Here is a 24,753-nt window from a genome sequence, read left to right on the forward strand (position 1 = left end):
ATTATGTGAATCAATAAATAAAGATCTGCCCTTCCTCTAAAAATCTCATTTATTGATTTTATATAAACCGTTTTAAATCAACTTTGATACCATAATAAATACGTAAAAATGTATACATGGGTAAGTAAAGAAGAATGTTGCAGTCTTGCAGAAAGATATTTATCTATATTTAAGAATAATATTTATATTTGTAATGTACATATAGTTAAACGTAACTATTAATCATGAGGATATCAAACCGTCTCTACTTCCGTCATCACCTTTTCTTTTTAAAGTATTCCAAATATGAATTAATGTATAATTTCTATATAACAAAGAAAAAAGCACCTACTTTCATAGATACTTTATCGTATATGAGTAATGGGGGCTTTGGCTATTTTAAAAATTCAATTAAGGGTTGCATTTACACCACCATCAAATCAAGAAATTGATTCCTCCTCAAAACAAAAATGAATTAAATTCTCGTATATATTAATTTTATAAATTACATATTGAAAAATTGTATAAAATTAAGGTCTGTTTAAGATATAATTGGAATGAATTTACTACTAGTCTTTTTCTAATCAATGTATAAGGGGGAACTTTGAATGGAACGTTTCAGATTAAAACGTATAAAGGGTTTTATTGATAGTGAGGAAATAGAACTAAAACCTTTAACATTTATAATAGGACAAAATAGCTCTGGAAAAAGTAGTATTATGCGGTTTCCATTAGTACTAAAACAAACATTTCTAGATGACTCTATGGCACCTTTGTTATTATATGGAAAAACAATAGATTATGGAAACTTTGAAGATGTGGTATTTGAGCATGACCGAAATGAATCCATAGAGTTTGAATTAATTATTGATCGTAAAGAACTTAATCGTTTTTCTCCATATGTACGCAACAGGTTTTTAAGGTTTTTTTCTGGTTTAGAAAAATTTAAACTTAATGTTTGTATTTTACAGGACGAATACGGAGTATTAAAAATCAAAAAATTTATCCTTTCCGATATAGATATAAACCATGGTGAAGTATTCTCTTTAAATTTAATAGGAGATTCAGAGTCTTATGAAGTGAAAGGAATAATTCAAACTAGCTTTAAAATCAAAGCAGAAAAGTTTGTATTTGATAAATTCATTCCAGATTTCAAAATATTACCTTTAGATGTTAAAGATGATGACGATGAACAAGTTATGGCTTTCCGCTATTTGTTTATGGAATTAATACGATATCTAAACTTTTATGCAAGTAATATTTTTTATATTGGTCCATTTAGAAAAACCCCTGAACGTTCTTATAGATATAGAGAAAATGCTGTTAACTATGTTGGACATGACGGAGAGTTTGCTCCTGCCATCCTTGGACAGGATATAAGGAAAGGAAAGCAATTAATTAATCAGGTATCAAATTGGCTGAGTAAAAATTTAAACCATAGAATAGATGTCGAAGATTTAATAGGAAGTGAATATGGCGGCAGAACTGATTTATTTCGGCTGATGGTAACGGATGAAATAACTGGTCAAAAAAACAATTTAATCGATGTTGGACACGGCCTATCTCAATTAATTCCTATTGTTGTACAAACTTTTTTACACCAGTCTAAAACATCCTATGATGCCAAGCGTAGTTTAGCAAAATTACATATAATAGAACAACCAGAATTACATTTACATCCCTCTGCTCAAGCTTGCCTAATTGACCTATTTATTGAAGGAACTAGGGAAAATTATGGTTTTAAAAACAAATTTTTAGTTGAGACACACAGTGAACATATGATTATAAGATTGAGAAGATATATAGTAGAAGGAAAAATTAATCCTGAAGAAGTTGCAATTTATTATACAGAAAAATTAAAAAGCAAAAATCATAATATAATAAGAAAATTGAAAATCGATGAATTTGGAAATATATCTAACTGGCCAGAGGGATTTTTTGAAGAAGATTACAATGAAGTCTTAAAACTTAGGAGTTCTTTACATGAGAAACAGGGAGGCAGCAAAATACCATGGTGATAAACCTTCCAAATGAATTAATGTCAAAAATAGGTGATGAAAGAGTAAAACAAATTATAAAGTTCCTTTTTTGTTACTTTGAATCAGGAAAGCATGAATGGTTTATTGATGATAAAGACGATTTAACACTTTTCGAAACAACTGCTTTAGAAAGCTATAGAGACTATATAACAAAACAGGTAGTACAAAATACTCTTTATAAATCAAAACAACATGAAGATAAGACAATAGTTCAGGTATATTCAAGTGTAGAAGAATTAAATACTCTTATTGAAAGCCAAATTGGTACAATTTCAGGAGTACAAGTGTTTAAATATTTAAATGGTCATAGGTATACTGTTATTTTAAATGGGATTAGATATGAGTTAATAACTATAGATACTGTATGGGATTTTCTAGGACAACCATTAAAAATAGTTTTAGAAAATGTAGAATCCGATAGACTTTTTATAGAGAAATGTTTAGAACTTTTAGGAGAAAGCAGATCGAATAAATTATGGATTGAGTTTGTACATGGTGGGGGAAGTGATTTATCAAAAGTTGCCCAAAGTATAAATGGAAAACATAGGACCATTTGTATAATAGATAGTGATATTATTTCTCCTCCTAGTACATATAACACCCCATCAAAAGAAAGATACATTAATAAAATTAAACGTATTTGTGAAAGTCATGGTTATATATTACATATCCTAAATAAGCGAGAAATGGAAAATTACTTACCTGATAAAGCTTTAGAGGAATATCTTGAGCAAGAAAATCGTATTTTAGAACATGTTTATTTTTCCTTTCCTGATCAATGTAAAGATTATTTTGACATGAAAAAGGGGTTAACGCTTCGAAATTGTAAATTACCAATTTGGTGTGATCTCAATATACAAGGAACTGAAGAGGTAGCAGCAACCGTTTCAGGTAAAAGTAGTATTGTAGATGGATTTGGCGAGCAGGTTTGGAAAGCTTTTCACTACGTAAAAAGCCCAGCAGAATTACTATCTAGAGATGATAAGAATGAATTAAAAGAACTAACCAAAAAAATTATTCAATTTGCCTAAATTTACTCTTTATATATCAATCACTATATAAATTTCTGATATATAGTTATGTAAACTGATTATTCATACTAAATCTGAACACCAAAAAGAACTTGTATAAATTGCTACAAGTTCTTTTTCAGTAGTAGTAAAAATTATTTTGGTATTCCTCTCGTCCCCTATTCCATTATATAAAGAAAATACCATTGAAATATTTCCAAAACGAAACCTATTAAAATATTAACTTGAAAAATTAGTTAAAAATTTATTTTTAGTCATAAAATATATAATTGATTTGATATCTAATAATCCTGCCAAATAAACCAACTACTTACAAAACCTTTTTCAAACAATTGAATCTTAATTTATCTAAAACTAATGAACTTTTATAATAGATCAATTTGCTCATCTCTTTTATAAAGGATACTTTTGTTCTTTCATTCTAATTAAATTATAAATTAAATCCCACGAAATTTTATTACACCCCTACGTTTGTAAAGGTATACCTTTACAAACGATGGGTCCATATTCATGAAACATTGAAATATCAAATTTATAAAGGTGATATAAATAATTTTATAAACGTTTATTTTTGTTGAGCACCTTTATAAAGTAACCCTTTTATTTGTTTTTCTACCTGTATGTTTAAAATTCAATGAGAGCAAATTTATAAAATGTTTCTGCAACATTCTCCTCAAGATGATAAGAAATATATTTCTTCAATACCTTCATTGACATGGGCTTTTCATCTTTGAAAGCAATCGTCTAATCCATTAAGAAACTTCAATTCCAGGATGAAATTGCAATCAAACAGCTATATTTCATCCCATGTTTACCAAATAAACCGTTGGTGATTCACGTAATTTACATAAGAAAACAAAAAAGACTATTCCCCTCAAATAAATACAATAATTGCAAAGATACTACAATCAATTTATTACAATATCCATTATCCTTATAGTTGGATTTTGTTTTATAACCATATTTTATAGGTGTTAAATTAAAAGTTCTTTAAGGTTTAAGACCTCTCTTTATTTATAGAAAAGGAATCAGTAAATACCTTGAAGTAATTATTAAAATTCGCTCTTACTTTACAATACCAACGCTTTTTCATCCTCTACTTGATAAAGGGCAAGCACAATTTCACTTATAAAAATGTTAACATTCTATAATATATTTTTATAAAGTTATTAATCATTATATATAGTTTTATATTTTTTATTTAAACAGCAATAGAAATACACGTTAGGGAGAAAAATTTAAATGTCTATTTACAAAGAAAACGCTACCCTTTTAAAGGCAATATCACATTCAATAAGAATCAAAATAATAATAGAACTTACTAAAAGAGGTCCATGCAATGTAAATCAAATAGCAGACTTTTTAGAAAGGCCACAGTCTACCACATCTCAACATCTAGCCGTAATGAAATCACAAAAAATACTAGCTAGCAATAGAAAGGGATACGAAACTTATTATAGTGTGCAAGATAAAAGAATAAATACCCTTATAGAGGTGCTATTAGGACAAAAAATCAAATGATTATAATAATCAACAAAATAGTAATTATCATATTTAAGTGCGGAGGAGAAATTTGTGGGAAATACAATAAAAGTAGGTACAATTATTCAAATCTTCTCTAATGAAAAATTAACTGGAAGAACCTATCACTAACATTGCCAAACAAACCAATCTTCTCGCATTAAACGCTGCTATTGAAGCTGCGCGTGCTGGAGAAAATGGAAAAGGGTTTGCAGTAGTTGCAGCCGAAGTAAGGAATTTAGCAGAGAAGTCGAAAGAATCCGCAAATGAAATTAATCATTTAATACAATTGATTCAAACAGATACAAAAGATACGGTGAATGTCATGCAAAAAGGTCAACAAAAGGCTACAGAAGGAAAAGAAGCTGCTTATCAAGCAGATCAAGCATTCTCATCTATTATGGTGGCTATTAATAAAATCACTAGCCAAATTCAAGAGGTATCTGCAGCAACAGAAGAAATGTCTGCTGGTACAGAAGAAGTTAATGCTTCTATATCAAGTGTTTCTGAAACTGCAACACAAATAGCTAAAGAAACCACTCAAACTGTACAGTCAATCCAATCACAAGCGGCATCAATTGAGGAAGTATCAAATCAATCTAACAACATAAAAGAAAAAGTAGAAGCATTATCAGAATTAGTTTCAAAATTTATTATTGAAACGCAAAAAAATGGAAAATAAAATAGGATAAACATAAAAAAACTACAGGTTCTTAATCAATTACAGACCTGTAGTTTTTTATTATGATTTATCTATTTTCAACCTTGGCCCTTCTTTTTTGTAAAACGAAGTGAAAGTAGGAGTAGTTCAAATCTTTTCAAACATTAACTATACTTCCTGGTGGCGGTCACTAAAAAATAATACCTACAAGTATTTGTAGTTGTTACTTTTAATTATTTAGGCTTGTAAAATATTTCGTATTTCTTCTATACGTAAATTTGTAAACTTTGCAATATCTTCTATTGGCATTCCGTTTTTATGCATACCACGAATAAGTTGCATTTTCCCTTTTTCAATCCCTTTTTGTTCTGCATAAGCAAACTTTGCGGCTTCATCCATCAACGCTTTCTCCCTTGCTTCATACGCTTGTCGGAAAGAAGAATCTTGACTCATACGTTCCCATTTATTCATCGCTTTTTGTAAAATAGGGTCTTGGTTCATCGCAATATCCTCCAATGTTTGAGTTAATTGTTCATCCTCATTCGCTGGAAGTAATAACAACCAACGAACAAAAGAATCTTCCCAGGGATTAACTTGTTCATTCCGCCACTGTTGCATGAGTTTTGGAATCTCCACAATATGAACTTCAATATCATCACTTAACTTCTTTTGTTGTTGCCGATTCCATAAGATTCCTGTTGTATGAAATGCTTCATATTCTGGAAACATTACAAAGTTTAATAAATTAATCGTAATGGTTTTGTGAAGAGAACTATATGGCATTCCCTTTTGTAGTTGGGATGTATATAGCCTTCCCCAGTAATACAAACTTCTCTTAATCATGTCATGATTGTTATTCAGCTGTATTTCTACATTTACCTTTGTTCCTGTATCTAATGTAGCGGAAATATCTAAAATCGATAATTTATCCTCTTCATGTTCTCGGTGCAAGTGTGGATCTTCTAGTTGTAACGAAACAATGGGTGATTCTAAAGATTCTTGTAACATCGCATTTAAAAAAGCAATGAGAATATCTTCATTTCCACTTGTGCCAAATAATTGTTTAAAAGCAAAATCAATGCGTAAATTCACTAATTGTTTGTTGGACATGGGTTTTCCTCTCCCCATCTCATATGATGTTTTTCTTTCATTGTACATAAAAGAGTGATACATATGCAAATAAGCTCTTATATCTGTGGACATAAGAGCTTATTTGCTACCATACATAATTAACAGATTAGTTGGCTTTCATAGAAATTGAAAGATTGCCTACGTAAGGAAAACTCACGTTTAGTATACAAAATACGAACAAAAATGCCAATACATAAATGTATTCAAGACAGTATATGACATTTGAAAAGTTGCTTCTAGATTTCTTTAAGAGTGTTTTTCATGAAACTTTACTTTTTACTTGTTTACGGGCTATCTTATGATAACGCCCATGCTTTACTACCTGTCTAGCATCAATTAACTCCTCTTCCATCATATCTGAAACCTCTACAACAATGGTATTCGTTAAAACTCTTACCACATATCCAGTTAATTGCAAGGAAGGATTCTTACGATAAGAAAATTGAACGCAATCACCAATTTTTACTTTTGCTGTATGTTTCATATAATAACCTCCTAAATTATCATTAATCATTCAGTAGATTTTTATGTTTTGTTTCTTCATACTGCTTAGCAAGTTTGTAAAACGAAGAACGTTTGATACCATATTTCTTCATGACTCCTACTGCTGTAATACCACCAGACTTCCATTCTTTATAGGCTTCAATAAATTCGGCTGTAATTTCTACTGGAGGACGTCCTAACCGTTTACCTTGCCTTTTAGCTAGAGCAATACCCTCCGCTTGTCGCTGTTTAATATCATGCCGTTCTTTTTCTGCAAAAGCAGATAAAATGGTAAGCGTTGCTTTCTGAATAGCACTTTGAATAACATCATTTGTACTCTTACCTGTGTAATTTACATTAATGAATGGTTCTTTTATAAATTGTAAATTAATCTCATGCTTTTCATAGTATCTGAATTCCTCGAGGACATCATTCATGCTTCTTCCTAGTCTAGTTAAAGAATCAAATACAATGGTATCACCTGTACGAGCAAGACGTTTTAACATTTGATAATTTTCGCGTTGCATATTTCTACTAGATTGTTTATCGATAAAAATATCTCGATCTTCTATTCCTAAATCTTTCATATTTCGAATTTGTCGTTCCTCATTTTGATCTTTACTGGAAACTCGTACATATCCAAATGTTTTGTGTTTCATTTCATACACCTCATAAATAATTATAACAAAAACATCTGTAAATGTTTATGTAATATACAGACATCCGTAAAATTCAAAACCAAACTTTATAGACACACAAAATACTTTCCATATCTTCGAATACATAATAATAAAAACCCGTTGATCTCATGTAGACATACTGAGATCAATGGGTTTTATCAGTTAAACTTTTTCTAATATTCTAAACAACCATTTGTAATTCCGTGCATACTTTATTGATAACAATACCGTTACAGGTATGTTAAAATCCATTTGACACATTGCTTTTGGGAATACAATTGCTATTATAATCGCAATTTATTTTCGACAATAAATAGGTTAATGTGTTTTCTTTTTCCTATCTACTATGAGGGTAGAATAGCATACTAAAAATAGCTTCTTTTTTGTAAAAGTTCTAAGATTCTAGTGCAGTAATTAATTGCTGACGTTCTTTATCTCTAAAAATTTTAATTTCATGTTTAAATTCATAATTTCCTTCTTCAAATCTAACCCATTCCTTACTTGTCCAATATATAACGTCTACATTTGCATCTAAAATTACCGAACATATGTCTACTAATTCTTCTTCATAAAATGGCGCTTCTTTTGCTAGTTCAAAAGCTAGTACTTTTGGATCCTTACTTTTAATTTGAAGTTCCCTTGAAGTTTGCCCTAAATACTGCCGTGGGGAGTGTAGGGATTGCACATGAACATTTTGAATTTCTTTAAACTGTGATGGAGAATGTATTGTAGCAGCAAATGTAGGTTTGCTCACTCCTATTGTTGTGCCTAAAGCAATAGAACCAATAATAAGTTTTTTAATCATTTTTCCAGCCCCTTTAATTATTTTGGATATGCTTCATTTTTATACTACGTTCATGTTCGTGTAAATGAAGATGATTTGACATGATTCATCATTTTTTTCAAAAACTGTATATTAATTAATCGCTATAAATTTACCAAAAACAAAAAAGTTTCCGTGAGGAAACTTTTTTGTTTTTGGTATACATTATATGTATAAAAATTAGTTTTAAAAATATTTACTTATTTGTTGATAAAATTGTATGTGGATATTGTTCCTACTATTAACTACACACATCTCATGCAAAGCCTCGCTACAACATAAACAAATTCATCTTATGACTGCGTTTCTTCTTACGAAAGTTTCTTCTTACGAAATTAAGTAATTGTTTCAATAGCTGGTTCGGGAATCATAGAATTACTTTCTTTCTCAGTCCTATTATTCTGTTCTTTTGCCTAAAATTCCAATATCCCCATTACTTCTTTCGTAAATAGTTTAAAATCAGTTAAATGTTTTTCAATAATTTGACGAACAATATCTAAATTTACACTTTGATAATCATGAACAGCAATATTACGAAATCCAACCATTGCTTTTAACTTATTTGCTAGATCAACGCTAAGTAATCCTGCTGTAACCAATAAATCAAAAGCCTCTCGACTAGATTGGGGTAGTCCTAATTTTTTCCCTGCAACAATATGCATTGCTAAATCAATACTCGCTTCACAAGCTCTTTGTATGTTCAATATTATTGAATCTTGTTTTGTAAAGTCCTCTAAATTTTCAGGGTTATTTCCATATACATCTTGGATTCTTTTTATACAACGCTCTATTGTAGAAATTTTATTTAAAATAACCTCATTCTTCATATATAGAACCTCTTTTCTTTATATCATCAAATACTATCTGTCTTTCTTCGTTCAATTTTGAATACATTTTTAAGGTTTTCATTTCAAAAATGACCTTACGTTTTTCATCTGAACAAAATATTGTCTTTCCTGTATGTATAATCTGAGCTTGAAAAACTGTAGAAGCTTCGGATAAATCAACTAAATCAACATCTCTATGAACAATGTTAGCTAACTCCTGTGCTAATAAAAAACGTTCATAGTTCCCTAAAGTTGTGTCACTTAAATAAGCTATATCAATATCACTATCTTCTCGTTCCCTGTTCTCAGCCGTTGATCCAAACACAATTATCCAATAGGGATTCACCGTCTCTTGTAATTTTTCTATAATAGCTGTTATCATACTTTGAAAAATCATCTCATTAATCCCCCTTAGTATACTTGAATTTTATTATATCATAACCAATGATAAGTCCTTTAAACTACCACAAATACTTAAATAAAATTAAGCCTTTTTAGTACTTAACTCCTCACAAAATTAGAAGTTTATTTCTGACCTAAATTATTATAGTTCAGGGGTAGGTATGTTGTAGTTTTGTATCTATTCAATACGCAAGGAATTTTCCGCACATCCCTTCAAGATATCATGGACACTGCTTCTCTGCCTAAAGGCGCTATTTATCGCCGATTTAAAAGCAAAGAAGAAATTGCATTGGCTGCACTTGATAAAGGTGGAGAAATCATATGGAAACATTTTTATGTGGCTATAGAAAATAAAGAAAATGTTATAGATAAAATCATCGCTATCTTCCTTGTATACCAAGATACGGTCAACAATCCCCCAATAGCTAATAGCTGGTGGGTATCCTTTACTTAATGTTGCAATTGAAAGTACAGATGTTTTCCCTGAATTACATGCTGCAGGTGCAAAAGGATATGATAATACAGTAGTACTAATGGAATCTCTTATTAAAGAAGGAGTCGAAAAATAAGAAATGAAAGATGATATAGATGTTATGTCACTTGCTTCTTTCATAGAAGGGGCTATTATGGCTAGTCAAGTAACAAAAATAATATACACCACCATTATTTTATAGAACAAGTAAGACATCTTCTTAATTCATATGCCAATTAACTCTTCCTAAACTACTTGTATATTTTAAAACAAAAAGACTCTTATGCTACTACGCATAAGAGCCTTTCTCACTATTATTATAAATAACTAGTTATATAAGAATCCTTTATACTAAGAAGTTCTTTCTACCATTATTCTGGGAAAATAAAGGTAGAGTCCCCTTCACTATTAGTGGAATCTTCTTTTGGGAATGTAATAGTAGATCCTTCATTTCCCTTATTCCCTTTATTTATCTCTGGTTCATCAGGAAATACAATGGAGGAATCATTACCTAAGTTTGGTGAAAAACCAAGTTTAGATAAAATGGCTTTTAAGTCAGGTAAAACACCAATTTTATCAGAGATTGGATCGTTAGATTTCGTCCCAGTACTAGGGTCACTTAAAATATCCCTAAGCTGGCTTGGTGTATATACTTTTCCCTGATTATTTTTTGCAATTCCTTGAATTGATGCAGCAGCACCAGCAATAATAGGTGATGCGCTAGATGTTCCACTAAAGCTAGAAGTATATAGATTTGTTGTAAATTCACTTGGTTTAGCATCTGTTGTATCTACTGCATTCCCCCATCCATACACATCCACTCTACTACCATAATTAGAGAAATATGAACGCTTATGAGGAACTCTTGCAGAAGCTGCTCCAACCATAATTGCCCCTGAATCTTTAAAATCAGGACTATTACGATTTAAAACTTGTTTACCGTTACGGTCTCTGAATTGATCTAAATCGTTTCCGCCGTTTGCACCTGCTTCAATAATAATAATTCCTTTATTTGCTCCCAGACGAATTGCATCAAATATATCCGGTTTTACTTCTACAGGAAGATAGTTCTTATCTCCATATCCATCGTAAGTTGCTTGTGCCTCTAGTAAAAGAATATCTCCAGCTTGCATATTGTTAACCGCACTTAAAATAGCATCAGCTGTATTATAATTTCCGTTATCCCTAATTTGAGATACAACCTTTACCTTAGCTTTGGGTGCGATTCCAATTCCGCCTATGTTATTATCCTCTGCCGAAACAATTCCTAAGACTGAAGTACCATGATCATGGTGCTCGCTTTTATTTTGTCCAGATATCAATTCAATCTTTTGATTCACTAAATCCTCATGACTAAATAACCACCCATACTCCATATCTACGAATGTAGTCCCTTTTCCATCCCCACCTTTTATGCTCCAGGCATAAGGTGCATTAATTCCTAATGGTGCTGGTTCAAGATAACCTTGTCTTGTAAGTCTAGGCTCATCATATGGGTTAACAGATAAATTTGGTAAACGCTCTTCTGGTGACGCCTCTTCTTCCTGTAAATACGCCGTTTCAACAAGAGATGATTTCTCAATTTTTGTAAGTAACGCTTGTACATCAATACCATCTTGAGTTTCTACAATATAGTAGTTTAGCAAATTAGAAGAAATATGATCAGAATCTTTTATTTCTTTACCTAGATTTTTAATTTCTTTAGGATTTAAAGAATTAAAAAGTCGATTTATAGTTACATTTGGATATTCAGCTAAAATTCCAATGAATTCAGGATCTTGTTTTTCTTCTTTAATGAATTTTTCTATTCCATCCTGATATGGTAAATTCGCTTCATTTTTAAATTTTAAAATTAATTGTTTAGTAGCTTGCTTATGTACAGTAGAATTCAATTGCTTATTTGAATAATTGTAAGTAGCTGCGTAGGCAACTTCTGATTTTTCACTTGGAAGTATACCACCTACTCCATTAAATGCTGTTAATGCAATTGAAGAAACTAGAATTCCCTTAAAAATTTTCAAAACGCACACCTCTTTTTATTAATATATAATTATAAAAAAATGTATATTACCTAATTTCTTTCTAGAAATATATTTTATATGTAGGTCTATATTTTCAACTCCATTCATTCTTAAATATTTGTTTATACATCATTCATAGAACTAACTCATGTCAATCCAATCTATTAATTTAGTTACAAACCTGTAACTATTATAGTTACAGGTTTGGTGAATAGTCAACCTTATATGTAATTTTGCATTGAAAATCATAGATACTTCTATAAACTTACCCTTAATTATTGTAAGAGAGATTGAGCTTCTATCATTTTAAGTAACTGCATATATGTAATATAAAACATATATGGGGGGTTAAAACGTGGTAATTTCAAGACAAGATTCTTGGACTAATGATAACGATTTACTTCTCGCATCAACAGTACTTCAGTATATTCGTAACGGTGGAACACAATTAGCTGCATTCAAAGAAGTAGCAAAACTACTAGCTAGAACACCCGCAGCTTGTGGATTTCGTTGGAATTCATATGTGAGAAAACAATACCAAGACGAAATACAACAAGCCAAACAACACCGTAAAGCGGGAAACAACATTCCTCTCTCCCAATCAGAAAAAGAAACAAACTCTTTGTCTATTACATTAGATGACATTATTCTCTTTCTACAAAATTATAAAGATGTAAATGAATTGACAATTTTACAAAATCAAATTGAAGCTTTAGAAGCTGAGAATCAATCCCTTCTACAACGTTTAACTATGTATGAAGAAGAGTATCATATGTTACTGAACCATATCGATAAGACAAGAAGTTTAATTGTAGTGGATTAAACCGCATAACTATTTTGATTTTCCAGTAGGACCTTCGCCCTCCAAAATTACTTTTAATAAAAGAAATTTGGCCTCTTGCAATTGATAATAAGTAAAATACACATACATAATGTATGTGTATTTTTAATTGGACTATTATTAAAAGAAATGTTTAGTCTATGTTACATCTTTTCTAATATTTCTTGTCTTTCGCACCATTTCGTTAGCTTTTCTAATGCTTTTTTAGATAAACGTTTTGTTTTATAATTGCAAAATCTAGATAATGTAGACGGAGAAATACTAATTTCATCTGCTATTTCACGAATACTTACTTTTTTTTCATTGTGTACTTTCAGTATTTGTTCACGGATCTTCTTCTCTATTTGTTCGACTGATTCTACAGTCTTCTTTACTTCTTTAACAACTGTTACTTCAGGTAATTGTTCTTGAAGTTCTTCTATACATTTCTTTCCGATTACCCTATCCATTGATTGCAGCATTTCCTCAGGCGGTAAAATCGTTATTCCTAAATTAGCGTAATAGTTTTTAAACCAATTACGTTTCCCAATTTGTTGTTCATCAAGTGGATCACTATACTCCCAATGAGAGATTACTTTTTCATTTTCTAAATCCATTAGAACATTTTCCAACTGTTCTCTAATGCGATTCGGCTTCCAATCTTTTGGGATATCCATTACTGCTAGCAGCCCTTTGTCCCCACCTATAGAATATGGCTTTTTCAATGATGAATACATTTGTCTAATTCTCCATTGCCATGTTAAGTATCGAATTAACCTTTTATGATATTTGTGTCTATAACTATTGTATTCAAGTGCTTTTTTAGATAATAACGCTGTTGTATTATTTGATCCGTATAAGTAATTGGTTAAAAAGCTGCCTGGCTTAATACGACAAGACTCAATGCCCATGTATTCATTAGTAACACTATGTCTCCACAATACAACTGAATCTAATACAAATAACCTTTTGATTACTTCACGTTTTAATTCTAAACGTTCTCCATCATCATCACGGTCATTTAATACTACTACCTCATTATCATCATTTAAATAGATAAAAATGCTTGCTAAAGCCGCAATTCTCTTTGCTATTTTAATTTTATCTTCCGCTCTATAGTATTCTTTATTTTTGACTACTGTTTTTGGAATGTTACACATTTCTAAAACTTGCTCATAAGAAAAATCAATGAATTCGTCTGGAGATTTTGCTTCGTTTATCCATTGTATTGTAATTGCATCTAAACAATCTGCCGTTAAATCATCCATATTACTCATTACATCATCGACAAGGGTATTCCACCGAGCAGCTTCTTCTATATTTGTAAGTCTTAAATCTTCATCTTTGTGTGAAGAAAGCTGAGCTACACCATTAGAAGATTTAGTTTCAATAGGATATTGTAAAACCTTACTTAACTCATCTTCTTCAAATTGATTTTTTGCAATCCCATCTCTTAGCTTATAATAAACAGCAGAGTTATTTACCTCATAATAATCCTCATAGTTTACTATGCTTGTCTTATCTATATTTTGATCATTTTCTACTACTATGGAACTTGAAGGTGCTACATCTTGAAATTCTTTTTCTATAAATCCTTCGATTTCTTTATATATTTCTTCCTTATAGGAATCAATTTTCGCATAAATTTGTACTAATGTAATACCGGATTCTTGCTTTTTTTCTAGCCAAGACACTAATGCAGTAAATGATGGAGATGCATGAGATGAGGTTAATACTTTATTATTATTGTTTTCAACATCTTTAAAGTATGCATTCCACTTATTCCATACTAGCTCATTTGTTTTATAAATTGGCTCAGAGATTAACAATGCATCTCGAAACATTTGTAATAAATTATCCACTTTATATCCCTCCCTAAACCATGGATCATAACAAAGTAGTTTTCATCATAAAATTCCTTACTACTATTATATTTAATTTATTGTAACAGATATTTACAAGGTTTTGCGTCTTTCTTCCCCTAACTCGTCATCTTGCAACATGGTTGCTCTTTCTCTTCCTATTTCTTCTCTACTTGCATTCCTTTTGCGCTTTGCTTTCCCTTAGTCCTCAATTTGCAACATGGTTGCTCTTTCTTTTACCTATTCTTCTTTACTTACATTTTTTTGCGCTTTGCTTTCCCTTAGTCCTCAATTTGCAACATGGTTGCTCTTTCTTTTACCTATTCTTCTTTACTTACATTTTTTTGCGCTTTGCTTTCCCTTAGTCCTCAATTTGCAACATGGTTGCCTTTTCTCTTCCCTATTTCTTCTTTACTTGCATTTCTTTTGCGCTTCGCTTTCCTTAACTCATCAACTTGCAACACGTTTGCAGTATCCTTTCCCTATTTCTCTCAACTTGCAACAGTATAATTTATTTTTCAACCTAGTAATTTTAAAATTTTTAAGCTATTTTTCTTATATTTTGAGTAAGTTACATACATAAAATGCAACATGTTTGCGGTATCCTTTCCCTAACTTCCCTACCATTTTCACTCTAATCCCTTATATACCAAGGGTTTAGGTACTTTTCCACTTACTTATATACATATCATCCAACTTGCAACACGTTTGCGGTATTCATGCCCTTATTCTTTACACAAGATGCAACACTGTTTGCGGTATCCTTTCCCTATTTTCAATCTATAAGTGCCAAAAAACCCTTTTATATCAAGGGTAATCCTTGCAATTCATTATTAATGATCCTGCTAACCAACTTGCAACACGTTTGCGGTATCCTTTCCCTAACTCCCCTATCATTTTCACTCTAATCCCTTATATATCAAGGGGTTAGATACTTTTTCTGCTTATTCATATACATATAATCAACTTGCAACACGTTTGCGGTATCCTTAACACAAAAAAAAATTAAGAAATTCTCTTAACCCTTGATACGACTAGCTTCATAAGCTGTTGCAAGTTGCTATTTTTCTTCTTAAAGGAGCACATTTTTACAAAATTCGTTTTGCTATAATCAAAATTGGAATATTTTATAGTAATTTGGCATATCTTTCTGAATTTGTAGAACGGAGGTGAAAAAGATGGGAAAATCATTTGTGATACGTAATCAACGTAGCTTAAATGGGGAAACAACCAATGCTGTGTTAGTAACATTAAAAGCTTGGCAAAAATTTGTGGAAACATTTGAGGAGAAGTACTACAGCTATAAAGATACATATTTAGAAGATATTCTGCAGCACATGACATACGAAGAACGTATTGCTGACGTAGAAGGCTTTGTCGAAAAAGCCAAACCATCTTTTTCACGTCGCGCAATGTCTGCACTTGCAGGAAAAACAGGAAGAAAACATAAATTATACGGCATTACGAATGCTGATCTCGAAGTTTTCTTATATCTACATAAGAAATGCTTTACTAATGGTGTTATTCCAAATGTAACAATACATATGATGTGGGAAGATTACAAGCAATACAAAGAAGAATTTGCTTATATCCAACACTCTCAATTCTATATTGCATTAAAGAAATTAAACTTACATAACATTATCTCCATTGAAAACGGAGTAGATGGCCGATATACTATCAAGCTGACTCATTTTATGAATGAGGAAACAGGAAAAGCAAATCCATACGTATATATTAGTCCTGTTGTATTTACAAAGGCTTTCTTTAAGCTATCTGTAGCGGCTAAGAAACTATTCTTAGATATCGCCATGCAACAACATACAGAAACAACATTAAAGCGTTCTTTGGACAAGCAGGACGAAAGAGGCAACAAAACTCACTTCGGTGGGATGTATCGTTTCTTACATAAAAAATATCCGCATCAGATCCGTGCGGTTATCGAAGAATTAACAACTGCATTACCATGTACGGGGAATCCCCTATTCAAAATTTGCAAAATGCAAAAAGGTGTAAAGCATACAAAACGATATACAACCTTATATTTATCTATTCATTCGGATTTTTTATGTAAAAAAGAATCTGGAGAAGAGCAACACAGGGATCCATTTACACCAAAAGCTACCTATGCTCGTAAAGCGAAATTTATAGAAGCAGTTCTACAAGAGATGAATATCGGTGAACTGTCTGCAGACATGAATAAATTCATTCATGTATTAAAGCATACTTGTCATCGCCAAATCCGCAGTGTAATTCGCGGACTTCGTGACATAATTGATCGAAAAGAAGGATATCCAACGAAAATTGTATATACATTGAAAAAACTATTACATCAAACATCTCAATATCAAATCCTTGATGCTGCAGCGAAAGAAGGTATCTACCCTCTTATTGCGCAACATATACCAAAAGAGAGAAATAGTGACCGTGAGCAAGCTGTCTTTAATTTCGGTTTATATTATTCTATGTACTCTCTACACAACATTAAGAAGATGTTTAAGAATGTGCATGCACTACTGAAGCAGAAGTTTGCGGTACCTGTGACGGAAGAATCTTATCACCGTAATTATTTAAAATACCCGGAAGAAACGTTATTTAGAAAATATGCATATGATCAAGGTGTGAATCTTCATGCATATATCGCTTTAGAAATTGAAATGCGAGAAAAATTAAAAGTTCGTGGTCATAAAGAACGCACGATCCCAAGTGATGTACGTGAATGGTTTATCGAAGCCATTGATAAGCTACCACAAGAAAAACTTCGTGTGATTGAGCTACCAAAGCAGTTTAATTTACTAGAGTTTATGCGTACCTTCGAACGTTTAGTACGTGCTGGTGTAACAATAACAGCTCCAGATCAGGTACTAACTGCAATGGAAATAAAATAATAACAACTAGCTCTCTATTTTTGAAAAAAACAAAAGTGGAGGGCTATTCGTGTTTCTTTAATTAGTAATACCTTCCTACTACTCTATTTATAAATACCAAATCGAAAGAACTTCATGTAAAATGGAGTCTTTTTTTATGCACTTCTATACAAATTTGGTTCTATCAATACATAACTCTCCACATAATACTAGAGTGTGTTCTTCTAATGTATTAAAACCTATCTCATAATACCTACAAAAAATCAAAAGGAAAATAATAATAATAGTGGATATGAGGATAAATATGATCCAATGTGGATAATATTTCCTCAATACCCCTGATAATACTACTGTCGCTCATTTTATCTAATAAAAATCATCAATAATAATGTGAGTTATGTGTAAATACTGAGTAATGTTAACAAATAGCTGCCTAACCTGAATGAAATGTGGATAATTAGAAGATTAATACCAACTTGATTACCAAAATAAGTAAAACAACTTCTATTTACAAGATTGAATATATATAATGCGATTGGTATCAAATTCTTTCCGATTTCATGTAGAAATATAGTATTTTCTTTCTGCTTTTTTGTAGAATTAAAAGTCTAATAATCCTTGAATCTACGGATACTTTTTCTATAATTTATGATTTTTTATGTTTTTATATCAACTTTCCCCTTGCAGCAGTAAGTCTAACCTCTATTTTAAATAACCTATAAAAGTTTTATCTTTATTTCTTTTTAATATATAAGATATATATTTATAATAGATTTTTAATACAGCTAGTATGTTTGTTAATAAGATGTCCGACTTAATTGAAAATATTTGTAAATTACGTTATAATAATGGTAATTAAACAGATCATTACCCTCATACAAAAGGACAAACCTACGTATCCCTACCAGGACTAGGTTTGTCCTTTTTTCATTTTACTAAACAATTTATATTGGGAGGATTAAACATGGCTGTACTAAAAGATATGAATTACATAGAAAAGAATACTTATAATGAGATTGGATTTTTTAAAGGTATTCTTTGGGGATTAGTTTTTGTAGTGCCCTTTTGGAGTATTATGATAGCCCTATTTATTTGGATTTATAATTAATAAACAACATATCCCAAAAACAAAGGGTTGTTTGTCCGTTTGCTTTTGGGATATGCCAGCAACCGTGCGTAGCAAAGGGCGGTAGCAGGTCTTTCACTTATTTTCTGTTATAATATATCCAATGAAATTAGGTGATTATATTGAATGAAACAATTAACTTAGAGAAAACTTTAGAAGCTTTCTCTACATATTTAAGTGAAAAAGGCCGAAAACATTCTACAATCCAACGCTATGCATACGATATTAAAGATTTTTATAGATGGTTGAATGAAAATGAGTTGCTTTTACATATCAAATCATGGAATGAAATATCCGTAGATGATTATCAAGCTTATTTCTCCGTGTTAGAAAACAAACGAGAATATTCTCTTAAAACAAGGCACAGGATATGGGTGGTTTTAAAGAAGTTACACATGTTTTTAGGTATAGTTAGTCCATTAGATTATATTCATCTCTCTTTAATTCCGGATCAATCACTAAATGACAATGATTTTATTACTGTATTGGAAGAAGCACTTTTAAAACAAACTGTTCTATCAACTAAAGGATTAACAGAGAGACAAGCTAAATATCGCCCTCTAATCATGAATAGAAATGCTTGTATAATTAATTTAATAATAAACTATGGTTTGTCTTTGCAAGAGCTTGTATCGCTTAATATGAGCCATATACAGTTTGCTAGGAACACTATAATTGTTCCAGGAGAAAACGGAGTTACTAGATCCATCTTCTTAACAGTCGAAGATACAAAACAGCTTTACAAATATTATTCGACTATCCCTGAACCTGTAAGACCTCGACAGCACACAGATAATCCCCTATTTGTGGCATTTGATTTTAATCGAGGTACTTATCGATGGGTTTACGAAAATGATGCACCAAAGGCTTTGTCTGAGGTTGCTATACAAAAGATGATTCGACTTGAAGTGAAACGAGCAGAATTAGATAGGCGTATTTCTGCACAGCAGCTGAGGAACACATTTATTCTTCGCCTTATTAAGCAAGGACTTTCTGAAAGTGAATTAATTGCTAGAATTGGTTTTAAGACTAAAATATCGTTAAAAAGATATTTTCAATATTTGAATTTATAAGTCATATAAGGAAATTTGATATAAAATATTTATATCAATTAATCGTGCTGAGGGATTTATTGGTGATATTTCACCTTAATTCATATCTTAATTGGCTCAATTGAATTTATTATTAAACAATAAACTCCCTCTGCTTTAAATCATAATAGAGGGAGTTTAATTATTTCGTATACAGGTATATTAATTGTGCATTTTGTAAATTGTAACTTTAGATACAGTAACAGATCTTGCACCAATTAATCGTAATAGTAAAGATTTATGATTCTCATCACTATGTATTATATAACCAATTCCTTCGTAATAATGAGCACTTAAAGTTTAGTTTTAGAACTCTCCATCTGCTAACTCCTAAGTCTTTAAGCCGTATTGCTAAATCACTCATTTGATTTACTTTGCTGTTTTTTTGTCAGTTTACTTTTCCTCCTCTATTTTTAGATCTATTTCTTTAATTAGATTTTCATTGGTCTTCATTAATTCCTCGAAGTACTCTTCTTTATTTTCTTCTATGTACTTCATAAGTTCCTTAAATTCCATTATAATCTCCTCTTCGCTTTTACTTTTAAGTATTACTCTAATTCAAAGACAGATAACATCTCAATTTGTAGAAATGATTTTAGAACACCCCAAACTCCCTCGGATTCATGTAGTTGTACCTAAAGAAAATTTTCATACGTATTAAATCCAACCTCATTATATTAAGAATTACCTTAGTGAAGGAACCTCTTCAGGAAATGTCATATCTTTTTATCAAGTTTTTGCTGATTTTGTAATTTATCCCCACCTACGTTGCGCTTAGAGGAAGGAGAATTCTAGTTGGAATTCGTTAAAAATGAATATATCTTGGTACTAAAAAACTGCCGAGTTCAATTAATTTGGTTCAAGATGTTTTTTAATGCATTTTTTACAGTGACATCTATTTATAACAAAAAGATTTCGGGCTTTTCGTTCATTGACATTATGACAAATAAATCTTCTTCACCATTAATATCATGTATAGTAAACCACGTTAATTATCGCAATTACCATATGTAAATATTAACATAAAAAAGAAATAATTTGCAGACTTATAAAGCGTTTTCGCGAATGATATCTTTATATTTGGATTAAATAGTATTAATTACAATACATACCTTGAAAACATGTAGAAAAGAGGTGAATAAGGTTAAAAAGATTTTAATTATTATACTAACAGTACTAGTTTTGTGTAGTTCACTTTTTTATTTTGTTTTTTATAGTGAGTCTACGTTATCAAAAACAAAATCTAACATTCCCTACAAAAAAGAAGAACAATCTGTAACTTGGGGAAGAAAGGCTGTAATAGAAGATAGATTTACTGGTATTCAAAATAAAATCAAGGTTGCTATTTTGGATAATGGTATATATAAAGAACATGAAGATTTAAAAGGTAAAGTTGTAAAAGAATTCAATACTATTAATTTAAATAATCCTATTATTGATGAAACTGGCCATGGAACTGCTATTGCTGGAATCATAGCTGCTGAAAATAATAATTTGGGAATTTTAGGTGTAATGCCAAACATTCAACTCTATGACGTCAAAGTCCTTGATAAGCAAGGTAAAGGCGATGTTGACCATCTTATTAAAGGTATACGTTGGTGTATAGAACAACGAGTTAATATATTAAACATTAGCTTTGGGTTACAATCTGAAAGTCCTGAATTAAAAAAAGCAATAGATGAAGCAGTAGATTCTGGAATTATTGTAGTAGCTGCTGCCGGTAATACTTATGGATTGGGTGTAGACTATCCCGCTAAGTATGAAAATGTTATATCTATATCATCAGTAAATAAAGAATTTAAACGTGCTAGCTCATCTGCCAAAGGAAAAATAGATTTTGCAGCTCCTGGAGTTGATATATTGTCAACTAATCAAGATGGAGGGTATTCCACATATAGTGGAACATCGTTTGCAACTGCATTTGCAACTGGTGTTATAGCTGCATTATTAGCTGAGGGCGATAATACGCTTAACTTGGACCAAATTAAAAAAATTTTAATTGAGCGTTCAATAGATCTAGGAAGTACGGGTTATGATAATGAATTTGGCTATGGTTTAATACAAAAATGACTAGGAGTGACTAAAGATGCAAAAATTATTAATAAAAATAATGATATTGACTTTATTTATTACTTTAATTCCTAATTTAGGGATTATTGTTCATGAAGCTAATGCTGCAACACAAGAAACAGACCTAATTGATCAAAATGTAGAACAACAAGTTGATAGTAGCGTTTCAGAAGGGTTGAACGTTGAGGTTGTTACAGATAATAGTGCAGAAATTATAGTAGAAAGTGCAGTAAATGCTGAAGATTTTACCGCATCAACGGATGTTTCTTTAGATAAAGAAACAGGTGATATTCAGGTTAATGGAAACTTTATTGATGAAAATGGAGAAGAAATAAAAGTAAATTTTGATGTTGAAGTCATTGAATCAAATGAAGAAGTATTCATCGCCAACTTTAGAGATCAAAAAACTGGTAAAATATATGAGTATGATACAACAAAACTTCAAGCTTCTGTAATACCAGCCGTTCCAGTGGTATTAGCTTTAGTAGCCAGAGCAGGTATCCAAGCTGCTATAAAAAAATGGGGAAAAACTGCTTTAAGACAAGTTTCTAAGCAACTAACAAAATCAAATAGTCCAGTGTGGAAAGGTCTATCATCACATAAAGGAAAAACAAAAACTAGTGGTAAAGGTTCAAAAAAGAAATACTATGAATGGGATCATACTCATAACGACATTGAGGTTTATGATAGTAAAGGTAAGCATCTAGGAAGTATGGATCCACTTACTGGTGACATGATAAAAGGTCCTGTTAAAGGTAGATCTATAAAAATATAATAGTTTGAACAGAGGTGTATTATTTCTTGAAAAAAATTAGAGGTTGGAAAAGAAGAGTAAGAAAGCTGAATGAATGGAAAGTAGAGAATAGTCAATTTGATAATAAATTTTTAGAGGTTAACCATTTTGATTATGTAAAAACTTTTAATTATCTAGATACACAGGATTTACCAATTTGGTATAAAAAGAAAGTGATTTGTGCATTAGTTGAAGTTTTTCAAAGTTGGAAGTCGACCGCCGAATCTAAGTTTGATCACTTTTATTTAAGATTACAGATAAATGGAAATGATTTATTAGATTCTCAGCTAATTATAGCTTTAGATGAACAAATAGTAGAGTATAAAAATAAATTCGTCGAATATCAAACTCAATTGGAAAAGCCGTTATTTTTAAATAACATTGCTCTCAACTGGCAGGCATATCATTTAGTTTCTATTTGGCTAGAAGATGAAATAAATACTCTATCTGCAACAGAAAAAGAATTATTATTAAATAATTTACTAGAGGTCCGAAAGGTTACCTCCTACGAAGATGAAACTTCTAATGAATATTTAATTAAGGACAGTGTCATTTGGGTATCTGATTACGAGAATATTAAATAGAATAAGTATAAAAAGTAAATAACTTCTAGAACATGGGTTTAGTACAGTACTAAACTCATGTTTTTGATTCTAGTTAAATTTATATTCCATGTTTGAAACATTGCATTGCCACTTTATTACTTGGTGATTCCTCTTTAATTTCTTAATAAATATTCAGAGTTATATTGTTATCCCCATAGCAAAGTATCATTTCATACTGCCATGGAGCATTCCTCCTTTTTTATTAGATAGAAAAAGAGAGTCCCTATCTAATAGGCACTCTCTTTTATGTATATCCTCTATTTTTAATCAACTGTGATTTCATGTATATTCAACTTGTTTAACTTTTCCATATAAAAACTCATTACTTTTTGAGCATGTTGTATAGCGATTAATCCATCTTGAACAGTAAGTGCTTCAAAATACGGATAACGAATGTCTGTAGCATAACCATTCAGCTGCACACATTGTTCTAAAATCAATGAGAACTCCTCATCTAATCTACAACAAGATTTGTGCAGCATTAAAAGGTTATGAGTTTTTGGGACTATTCTACCATTTAGTGCAAGAAATCCTTTTAGAAGTTTTTCCACACATTGTTGACTATGATAACAAATAATTGCAGTAGGGAAAGGTTTCATGTGAGTTAAGTAACCAGCAGAATCTAAATCAGATTTTGCAATGAATACCCATTCTTTTAGATCCTCAGTATTTCTCATATAGGACCTTCCCTTCTAGTGCAATCTTATGTTCCATAGTTACGGTACGGTTAGCACGTTCTTGAAACTCTTCTGGCCCATACACTAAAATATCAACTGGTGTTTCCATAACATCATAAATACCCCAATTGATACGATTAATGACTTCTCTTTTTCTTTCTCCGACACCTTCCACAACAATACAGAGATCAAAATCACTGTCTTCATTTGGTGTGCCATATGCATGAGAGCCAAAAAGGATGATTTTTTGGACAGAAGATACAGTTTCACGAATCTTTTGCACCAATAGGTCCAATTCCCTTTGTACTTCTTCGTTAATCCGAATCACTCCTCGGATAAAGTAATTATATTGACGTTTAAGTATATTATACATGTGTTCCTCTTCTCCTTGCTATTACATATTTATTTTTATATTTTTCTCTTGTTTCCCAACGTTCTGCAATGCTTGATAACATTCGTATATCTGCTTGAAATCTTGTAAAAATCCATCGTCAGAGATACTATGAAATCCTTTAAAGTTCTTTCTACACCAATATAAAATGCTAGATTCATCCTTCGCTAAAAAAGAATCCGGATTGAAATGAATCAAAGCCCCTGCTAAACAAGCCAGAAGCAATGGTATCATTTCGGAATCTTGCTTTGATAAATCAAGTACAGATACAACGGTATACTGTTTATATTGGTAGTATTGTAGAACACCATTACACATGTTTGTTGGTGTTAAACTGTGTTGTAATTGAGTGGAATCTAATTGATACACTCTCATCTTGTC

22 protein-coding genes and 2 pseudogenes are annotated in these 24,753 nt (G+C 31.1%); 12 read left to right on the forward strand and 12 right to left on the reverse strand.

What is annotated here, in order from left to right; translation table 11 throughout:
* Positions 1-587 precede the first annotated feature (587 nt).
* The 4 genes and pseudogenes from PQF83_RS25845 to PQF83_RS25865 all read left to right on the forward strand — a co-directional run.
* Positions 588-1,997 carry a DUF3696 domain-containing protein gene (locus PQF83_RS25845; RefSeq protein WP_046648605.1) on the forward strand — a complete coding sequence of 470 codons (1,410 nt, stop codon included), beginning with the start codon at positions 588-590 and terminating at the stop codon, positions 1,995-1,997.
* Positions 1,991-3,049: a hypothetical protein gene (locus tag PQF83_RS25850; protein ID WP_046648603.1), complete on the forward strand. Its 1,059-nt coding sequence runs from the start codon at positions 1,991-1,993 to the stop codon at positions 3,047-3,049. The genes PQF83_RS25845 and PQF83_RS25850 overlap by 7 nt, the downstream gene beginning before the upstream one ends.
* A 1,242-nt stretch (positions 3,050-4,291) precedes the next feature.
* Positions 4,292-4,570 carry an ArsR/SmtB family transcription factor gene (locus PQF83_RS25860; RefSeq protein WP_046648601.1) on the forward strand — a complete coding sequence of 93 codons (279 nt, stop codon included), beginning with the start codon at positions 4,292-4,294 and terminating at the stop codon, positions 4,568-4,570.
* A 124-nt stretch (positions 4,571-4,694) separates the two neighbouring features.
* Positions 4,695-5,252, forward strand: a pseudogene (locus tag PQF83_RS25865) (methyl-accepting chemotaxis protein); the annotation flags it as partial.
* A 216-nt stretch (positions 5,253-5,468) separates the two neighbouring features.
* Here the strand turns inward: PQF83_RS25865 and PQF83_RS25870 are convergent.
* The 6 genes from PQF83_RS25870 to mntA form a co-directional block, all read right to left on the reverse strand.
* Positions 5,469-6,341, reverse strand: a complete 873-nt coding sequence (locus PQF83_RS25870; protein WP_046648599.1) for an Rpn family recombination-promoting nuclease/putative transposase — start codon at positions 6,339-6,341, stop codon at positions 5,469-5,471.
* A 280-nt stretch (positions 6,342-6,621) separates the two neighbouring features.
* Entirely contained in the window at positions 6,622-6,846 is a 225-nt protein-coding gene (locus tag PQF83_RS25875) for a DUF2187 family protein (protein WP_000683046.1), read from the reverse strand.
* Between the two features lie 22 nt (positions 6,847-6,868).
* Positions 6,869-7,504, reverse strand: coding sequence for a recombinase family protein (locus PQF83_RS25880; RefSeq protein WP_000681164.1), 636 nt, complete (start codon positions 7,502-7,504; stop codon positions 6,869-6,871).
* A 415-nt stretch (positions 7,505-7,919) separates the two neighbouring features.
* Positions 7,920-8,330, reverse strand: a complete 411-nt coding sequence (locus PQF83_RS25885) for a hypothetical protein (RefSeq protein WP_046648596.1) — start codon at positions 8,328-8,330, stop codon at positions 7,920-7,922.
* A 431-nt stretch (positions 8,331-8,761) separates the two neighbouring features.
* Positions 8,762-9,175, reverse strand: a complete 414-nt coding sequence (gene hepT, locus PQF83_RS25890; protein WP_046647635.1) for a type VII toxin-antitoxin system HepT family RNase toxin — start codon at positions 9,173-9,175, stop codon at positions 8,762-8,764.
* On the reverse strand, positions 9,165-9,572 hold the full coding sequence (mntA, locus tag PQF83_RS25895; RefSeq protein ID WP_000577223.1) for a type VII toxin-antitoxin system MntA family adenylyltransferase antitoxin: 408 nt from the start codon (positions 9,570-9,572) through the stop codon (positions 9,165-9,167). The genes hepT and mntA overlap by 11 nt, the downstream gene beginning before the upstream one ends.
* A 177-nt stretch (positions 9,573-9,749) precedes the next feature.
* Here mntA and PQF83_RS25900 point away from each other — a divergent pair.
* A pseudogene (locus tag PQF83_RS25900) lies at positions 9,750-10,289 on the forward strand (TetR/AcrR family transcriptional regulator).
* A 131-nt stretch (positions 10,290-10,420) separates the two neighbouring features.
* On the opposite strand, the gene PQF83_RS25905 reads toward PQF83_RS25900, so the two are convergent.
* Positions 10,421-12,070, reverse strand: coding sequence for a S8 family peptidase (locus PQF83_RS25905; protein ID WP_046647639.1), 1,650 nt, complete (start codon positions 12,068-12,070; stop codon positions 10,421-10,423).
* A gap of 355 nt (positions 12,071-12,425) precedes the next feature.
* Here PQF83_RS25905 and PQF83_RS25910 point away from each other — a divergent pair, with 355 nt between their 5' ends.
* Entirely contained in the window at positions 12,426-12,893 is a 468-nt protein-coding gene (locus PQF83_RS25910) for an RsfA family transcriptional regulator (protein ID WP_046647641.1), read from the forward strand.
* A 161-nt stretch (positions 12,894-13,054) separates the two neighbouring features.
* Here PQF83_RS25910 and PQF83_RS25915 read toward each other — a convergent pair whose 3' ends face one another.
* A complete protein-coding gene (locus PQF83_RS25915; protein WP_046647643.1) occupies positions 13,055-14,752 on the reverse strand; it encodes a helix-turn-helix domain-containing protein in 1,698 nt (565 codons plus the stop codon).
* Between the two features lie 1,178 nt (positions 14,753-15,930).
* Between PQF83_RS25915 and PQF83_RS25920 the strand changes: the two genes are divergently transcribed.
* The 3 genes from PQF83_RS25920 (at position 15,931) to PQF83_RS25930 (ending at position 19,818) form a co-directional block, all read left to right on the forward strand.
* A complete protein-coding gene (locus PQF83_RS25920; protein ID WP_046647645.1) occupies positions 15,931-17,640 on the forward strand; it encodes a hypothetical protein in 1,710 nt (569 codons plus the stop codon).
* Positions 17,641-18,583: 943 nt separating this feature from the next.
* Positions 18,584-18,727, forward strand: a complete 144-nt coding sequence (locus PQF83_RS25925) for a hypothetical protein (protein WP_162837644.1) — start codon at positions 18,584-18,586, stop codon at positions 18,725-18,727.
* Positions 18,728-18,858: 131 nt separating this feature from the next.
* The gene (locus PQF83_RS25930) at positions 18,859-19,818 is read left to right on the forward strand and encodes a tyrosine-type recombinase/integrase (RefSeq protein ID WP_046647647.1); all 960 of its coding nucleotides are present in this window, start codon (positions 18,859-18,861) and stop codon (positions 19,816-19,818) included.
* Between the two features lie 411 nt (positions 19,819-20,229).
* Here PQF83_RS25930 and PQF83_RS25935 read toward each other — a convergent pair whose 3' ends face one another.
* The gene (locus PQF83_RS25935) at positions 20,230-20,352 is read right to left on the reverse strand and encodes a hypothetical protein (protein ID WP_256490000.1); all 123 of its coding nucleotides are present in this window, start codon (positions 20,350-20,352) and stop codon (positions 20,230-20,232) included.
* Between the two features lie 618 nt (positions 20,353-20,970).
* Here PQF83_RS25935 and PQF83_RS25940 point away from each other — a divergent pair.
* Genes PQF83_RS25940 through PQF83_RS25950 form a run of 3 tightly spaced genes read left to right on the forward strand, consistent with a single transcriptional unit; the run spans position 20,971 to position 23,283 of the window.
* Positions 20,971-21,906, forward strand: a complete 936-nt coding sequence (locus PQF83_RS25940) for a S8 family peptidase (RefSeq protein WP_046647649.1) — start codon at positions 20,971-20,973, stop codon at positions 21,904-21,906.
* Between the two features lie 16 nt (positions 21,907-21,922).
* Entirely contained in the window at positions 21,923-22,681 is a 759-nt protein-coding gene (locus tag PQF83_RS25945) for an SAR2788 family putative toxin (RefSeq protein WP_046647651.1), read from the forward strand.
* Positions 22,682-22,707: 26 nt separating this feature from the next.
* Positions 22,708-23,283, forward strand: a complete 576-nt coding sequence (locus PQF83_RS25950) for a hypothetical protein (protein ID WP_046647653.1) — start codon at positions 22,708-22,710, stop codon at positions 23,281-23,283.
* A gap of 284 nt (positions 23,284-23,567) precedes the next feature.
* Here the strand turns inward: PQF83_RS25950 and PQF83_RS25955 are convergent, their stop codons facing one another.
* Genes PQF83_RS25955 through PQF83_RS25965 form a run of 3 tightly spaced genes read right to left on the reverse strand, consistent with a single transcriptional unit; the run spans position 23,568 to position 24,747 of the window.
* Positions 23,568-23,981 carry a HEPN domain-containing protein gene (locus PQF83_RS25955; protein ID WP_046647655.1) on the reverse strand — a complete coding sequence of 138 codons (414 nt, stop codon included), beginning with the start codon at positions 23,979-23,981 and terminating at the stop codon, positions 23,568-23,570.
* Positions 23,968-24,354: a nucleotidyltransferase domain-containing protein gene (locus PQF83_RS25960; protein ID WP_046647657.1), complete on the reverse strand. Its 387-nt coding sequence runs from the start codon at positions 24,352-24,354 to the stop codon at positions 23,968-23,970. The genes PQF83_RS25955 and PQF83_RS25960 overlap by 14 nt, the downstream gene beginning before the upstream one ends.
* 21 nt (positions 24,355-24,375) lie before the next feature.
* Positions 24,376-24,747, reverse strand: coding sequence for a hypothetical protein (locus PQF83_RS25965; protein ID WP_046647660.1), 372 nt, complete (start codon positions 24,745-24,747; stop codon positions 24,376-24,378).
* Positions 24,748-24,753: the final 6 nt, after the last annotated feature.

This window comes from Bacillus sp. FF-1, from assembly GCF_028548245.1.
Classification (GTDB): domain Bacteria; phylum Bacillota; class Bacilli; order Bacillales; family Bacillaceae_G; genus Bacillus_A; species Bacillus_A paranthracis.

Coding starts and splice junctions, on each gene's coding strand:
- hepT (WP_046647635.1), bottom strand. CDS start 9,175: ATGAAGAATGAGGTTATTTTAAATAAAATTTCTACAATAGAGCGTTGT.
- PQF83_RS25945 (WP_046647651.1), top strand. CDS start 21,923: ATGCAAAAATTATTAATAAAAATAATGATATTGACTTTATTTATTACT.
- mntA (WP_000577223.1), bottom strand. CDS start 9,572: ATGATTTTTCAAAGTATGATAACAGCTATTATAGAAAAATTACAAGAG.
- PQF83_RS25850 (WP_046648603.1), top strand. CDS start 1,991: ATGGTGATAAACCTTCCAAATGAATTAATGTCAAAAATAGGTGATGAA.
- PQF83_RS25920 (WP_046647645.1), top strand. CDS start 15,931: ATGGGAAAATCATTTGTGATACGTAATCAACGTAGCTTAAATGGGGAA.
- PQF83_RS25860 (WP_046648601.1), top strand. CDS start 4,292: ATGTCTATTTACAAAGAAAACGCTACCCTTTTAAAGGCAATATCACAT.
- PQF83_RS25885 (WP_046648596.1), bottom strand. CDS start 8,330: ATGATTAAAAAACTTATTATTGGTTCTATTGCTTTAGGCACAACAATA.
- PQF83_RS25935 (WP_256490000.1), bottom strand. CDS start 20,352: ATGGAATTTAAGGAACTTATGAAGTACATAGAAGAAAATAAAGAAGAG.
- PQF83_RS25875 (WP_000683046.1), bottom strand. CDS start 6,846: ATGAAACATACAGCAAAAGTAAAAATTGGTGATTGCGTTCAATTTTCT.
- PQF83_RS25845 (WP_046648605.1), top strand. CDS start 588: ATGGAACGTTTCAGATTAAAACGTATAAAGGGTTTTATTGATAGTGAG.
- PQF83_RS25960 (WP_046647657.1), bottom strand. CDS start 24,354: ATGTATAATATACTTAAACGTCAATATAATTACTTTATCCGAGGAGTG.
- PQF83_RS25955 (WP_046647655.1), bottom strand. CDS start 23,981: ATGAGAAATACTGAGGATCTAAAAGAATGGGTATTCATTGCAAAATCT.
- PQF83_RS25880 (WP_000681164.1), bottom strand. CDS start 7,504: ATGAAACACAAAACATTTGGATATGTACGAGTTTCCAGTAAAGATCAA.
- PQF83_RS25965 (WP_046647660.1), bottom strand. CDS start 24,747: ATGAGAGTGTATCAATTAGATTCCACTCAATTACAACACAGTTTAACA.
- PQF83_RS25925 (WP_162837644.1), top strand. CDS start 18,584: ATGGCTGTACTAAAAGATATGAATTACATAGAAAAGAATACTTATAAT.
- PQF83_RS25870 (WP_046648599.1), bottom strand. CDS start 6,341: ATGTCCAACAAACAATTAGTGAATTTACGCATTGATTTTGCTTTTAAA.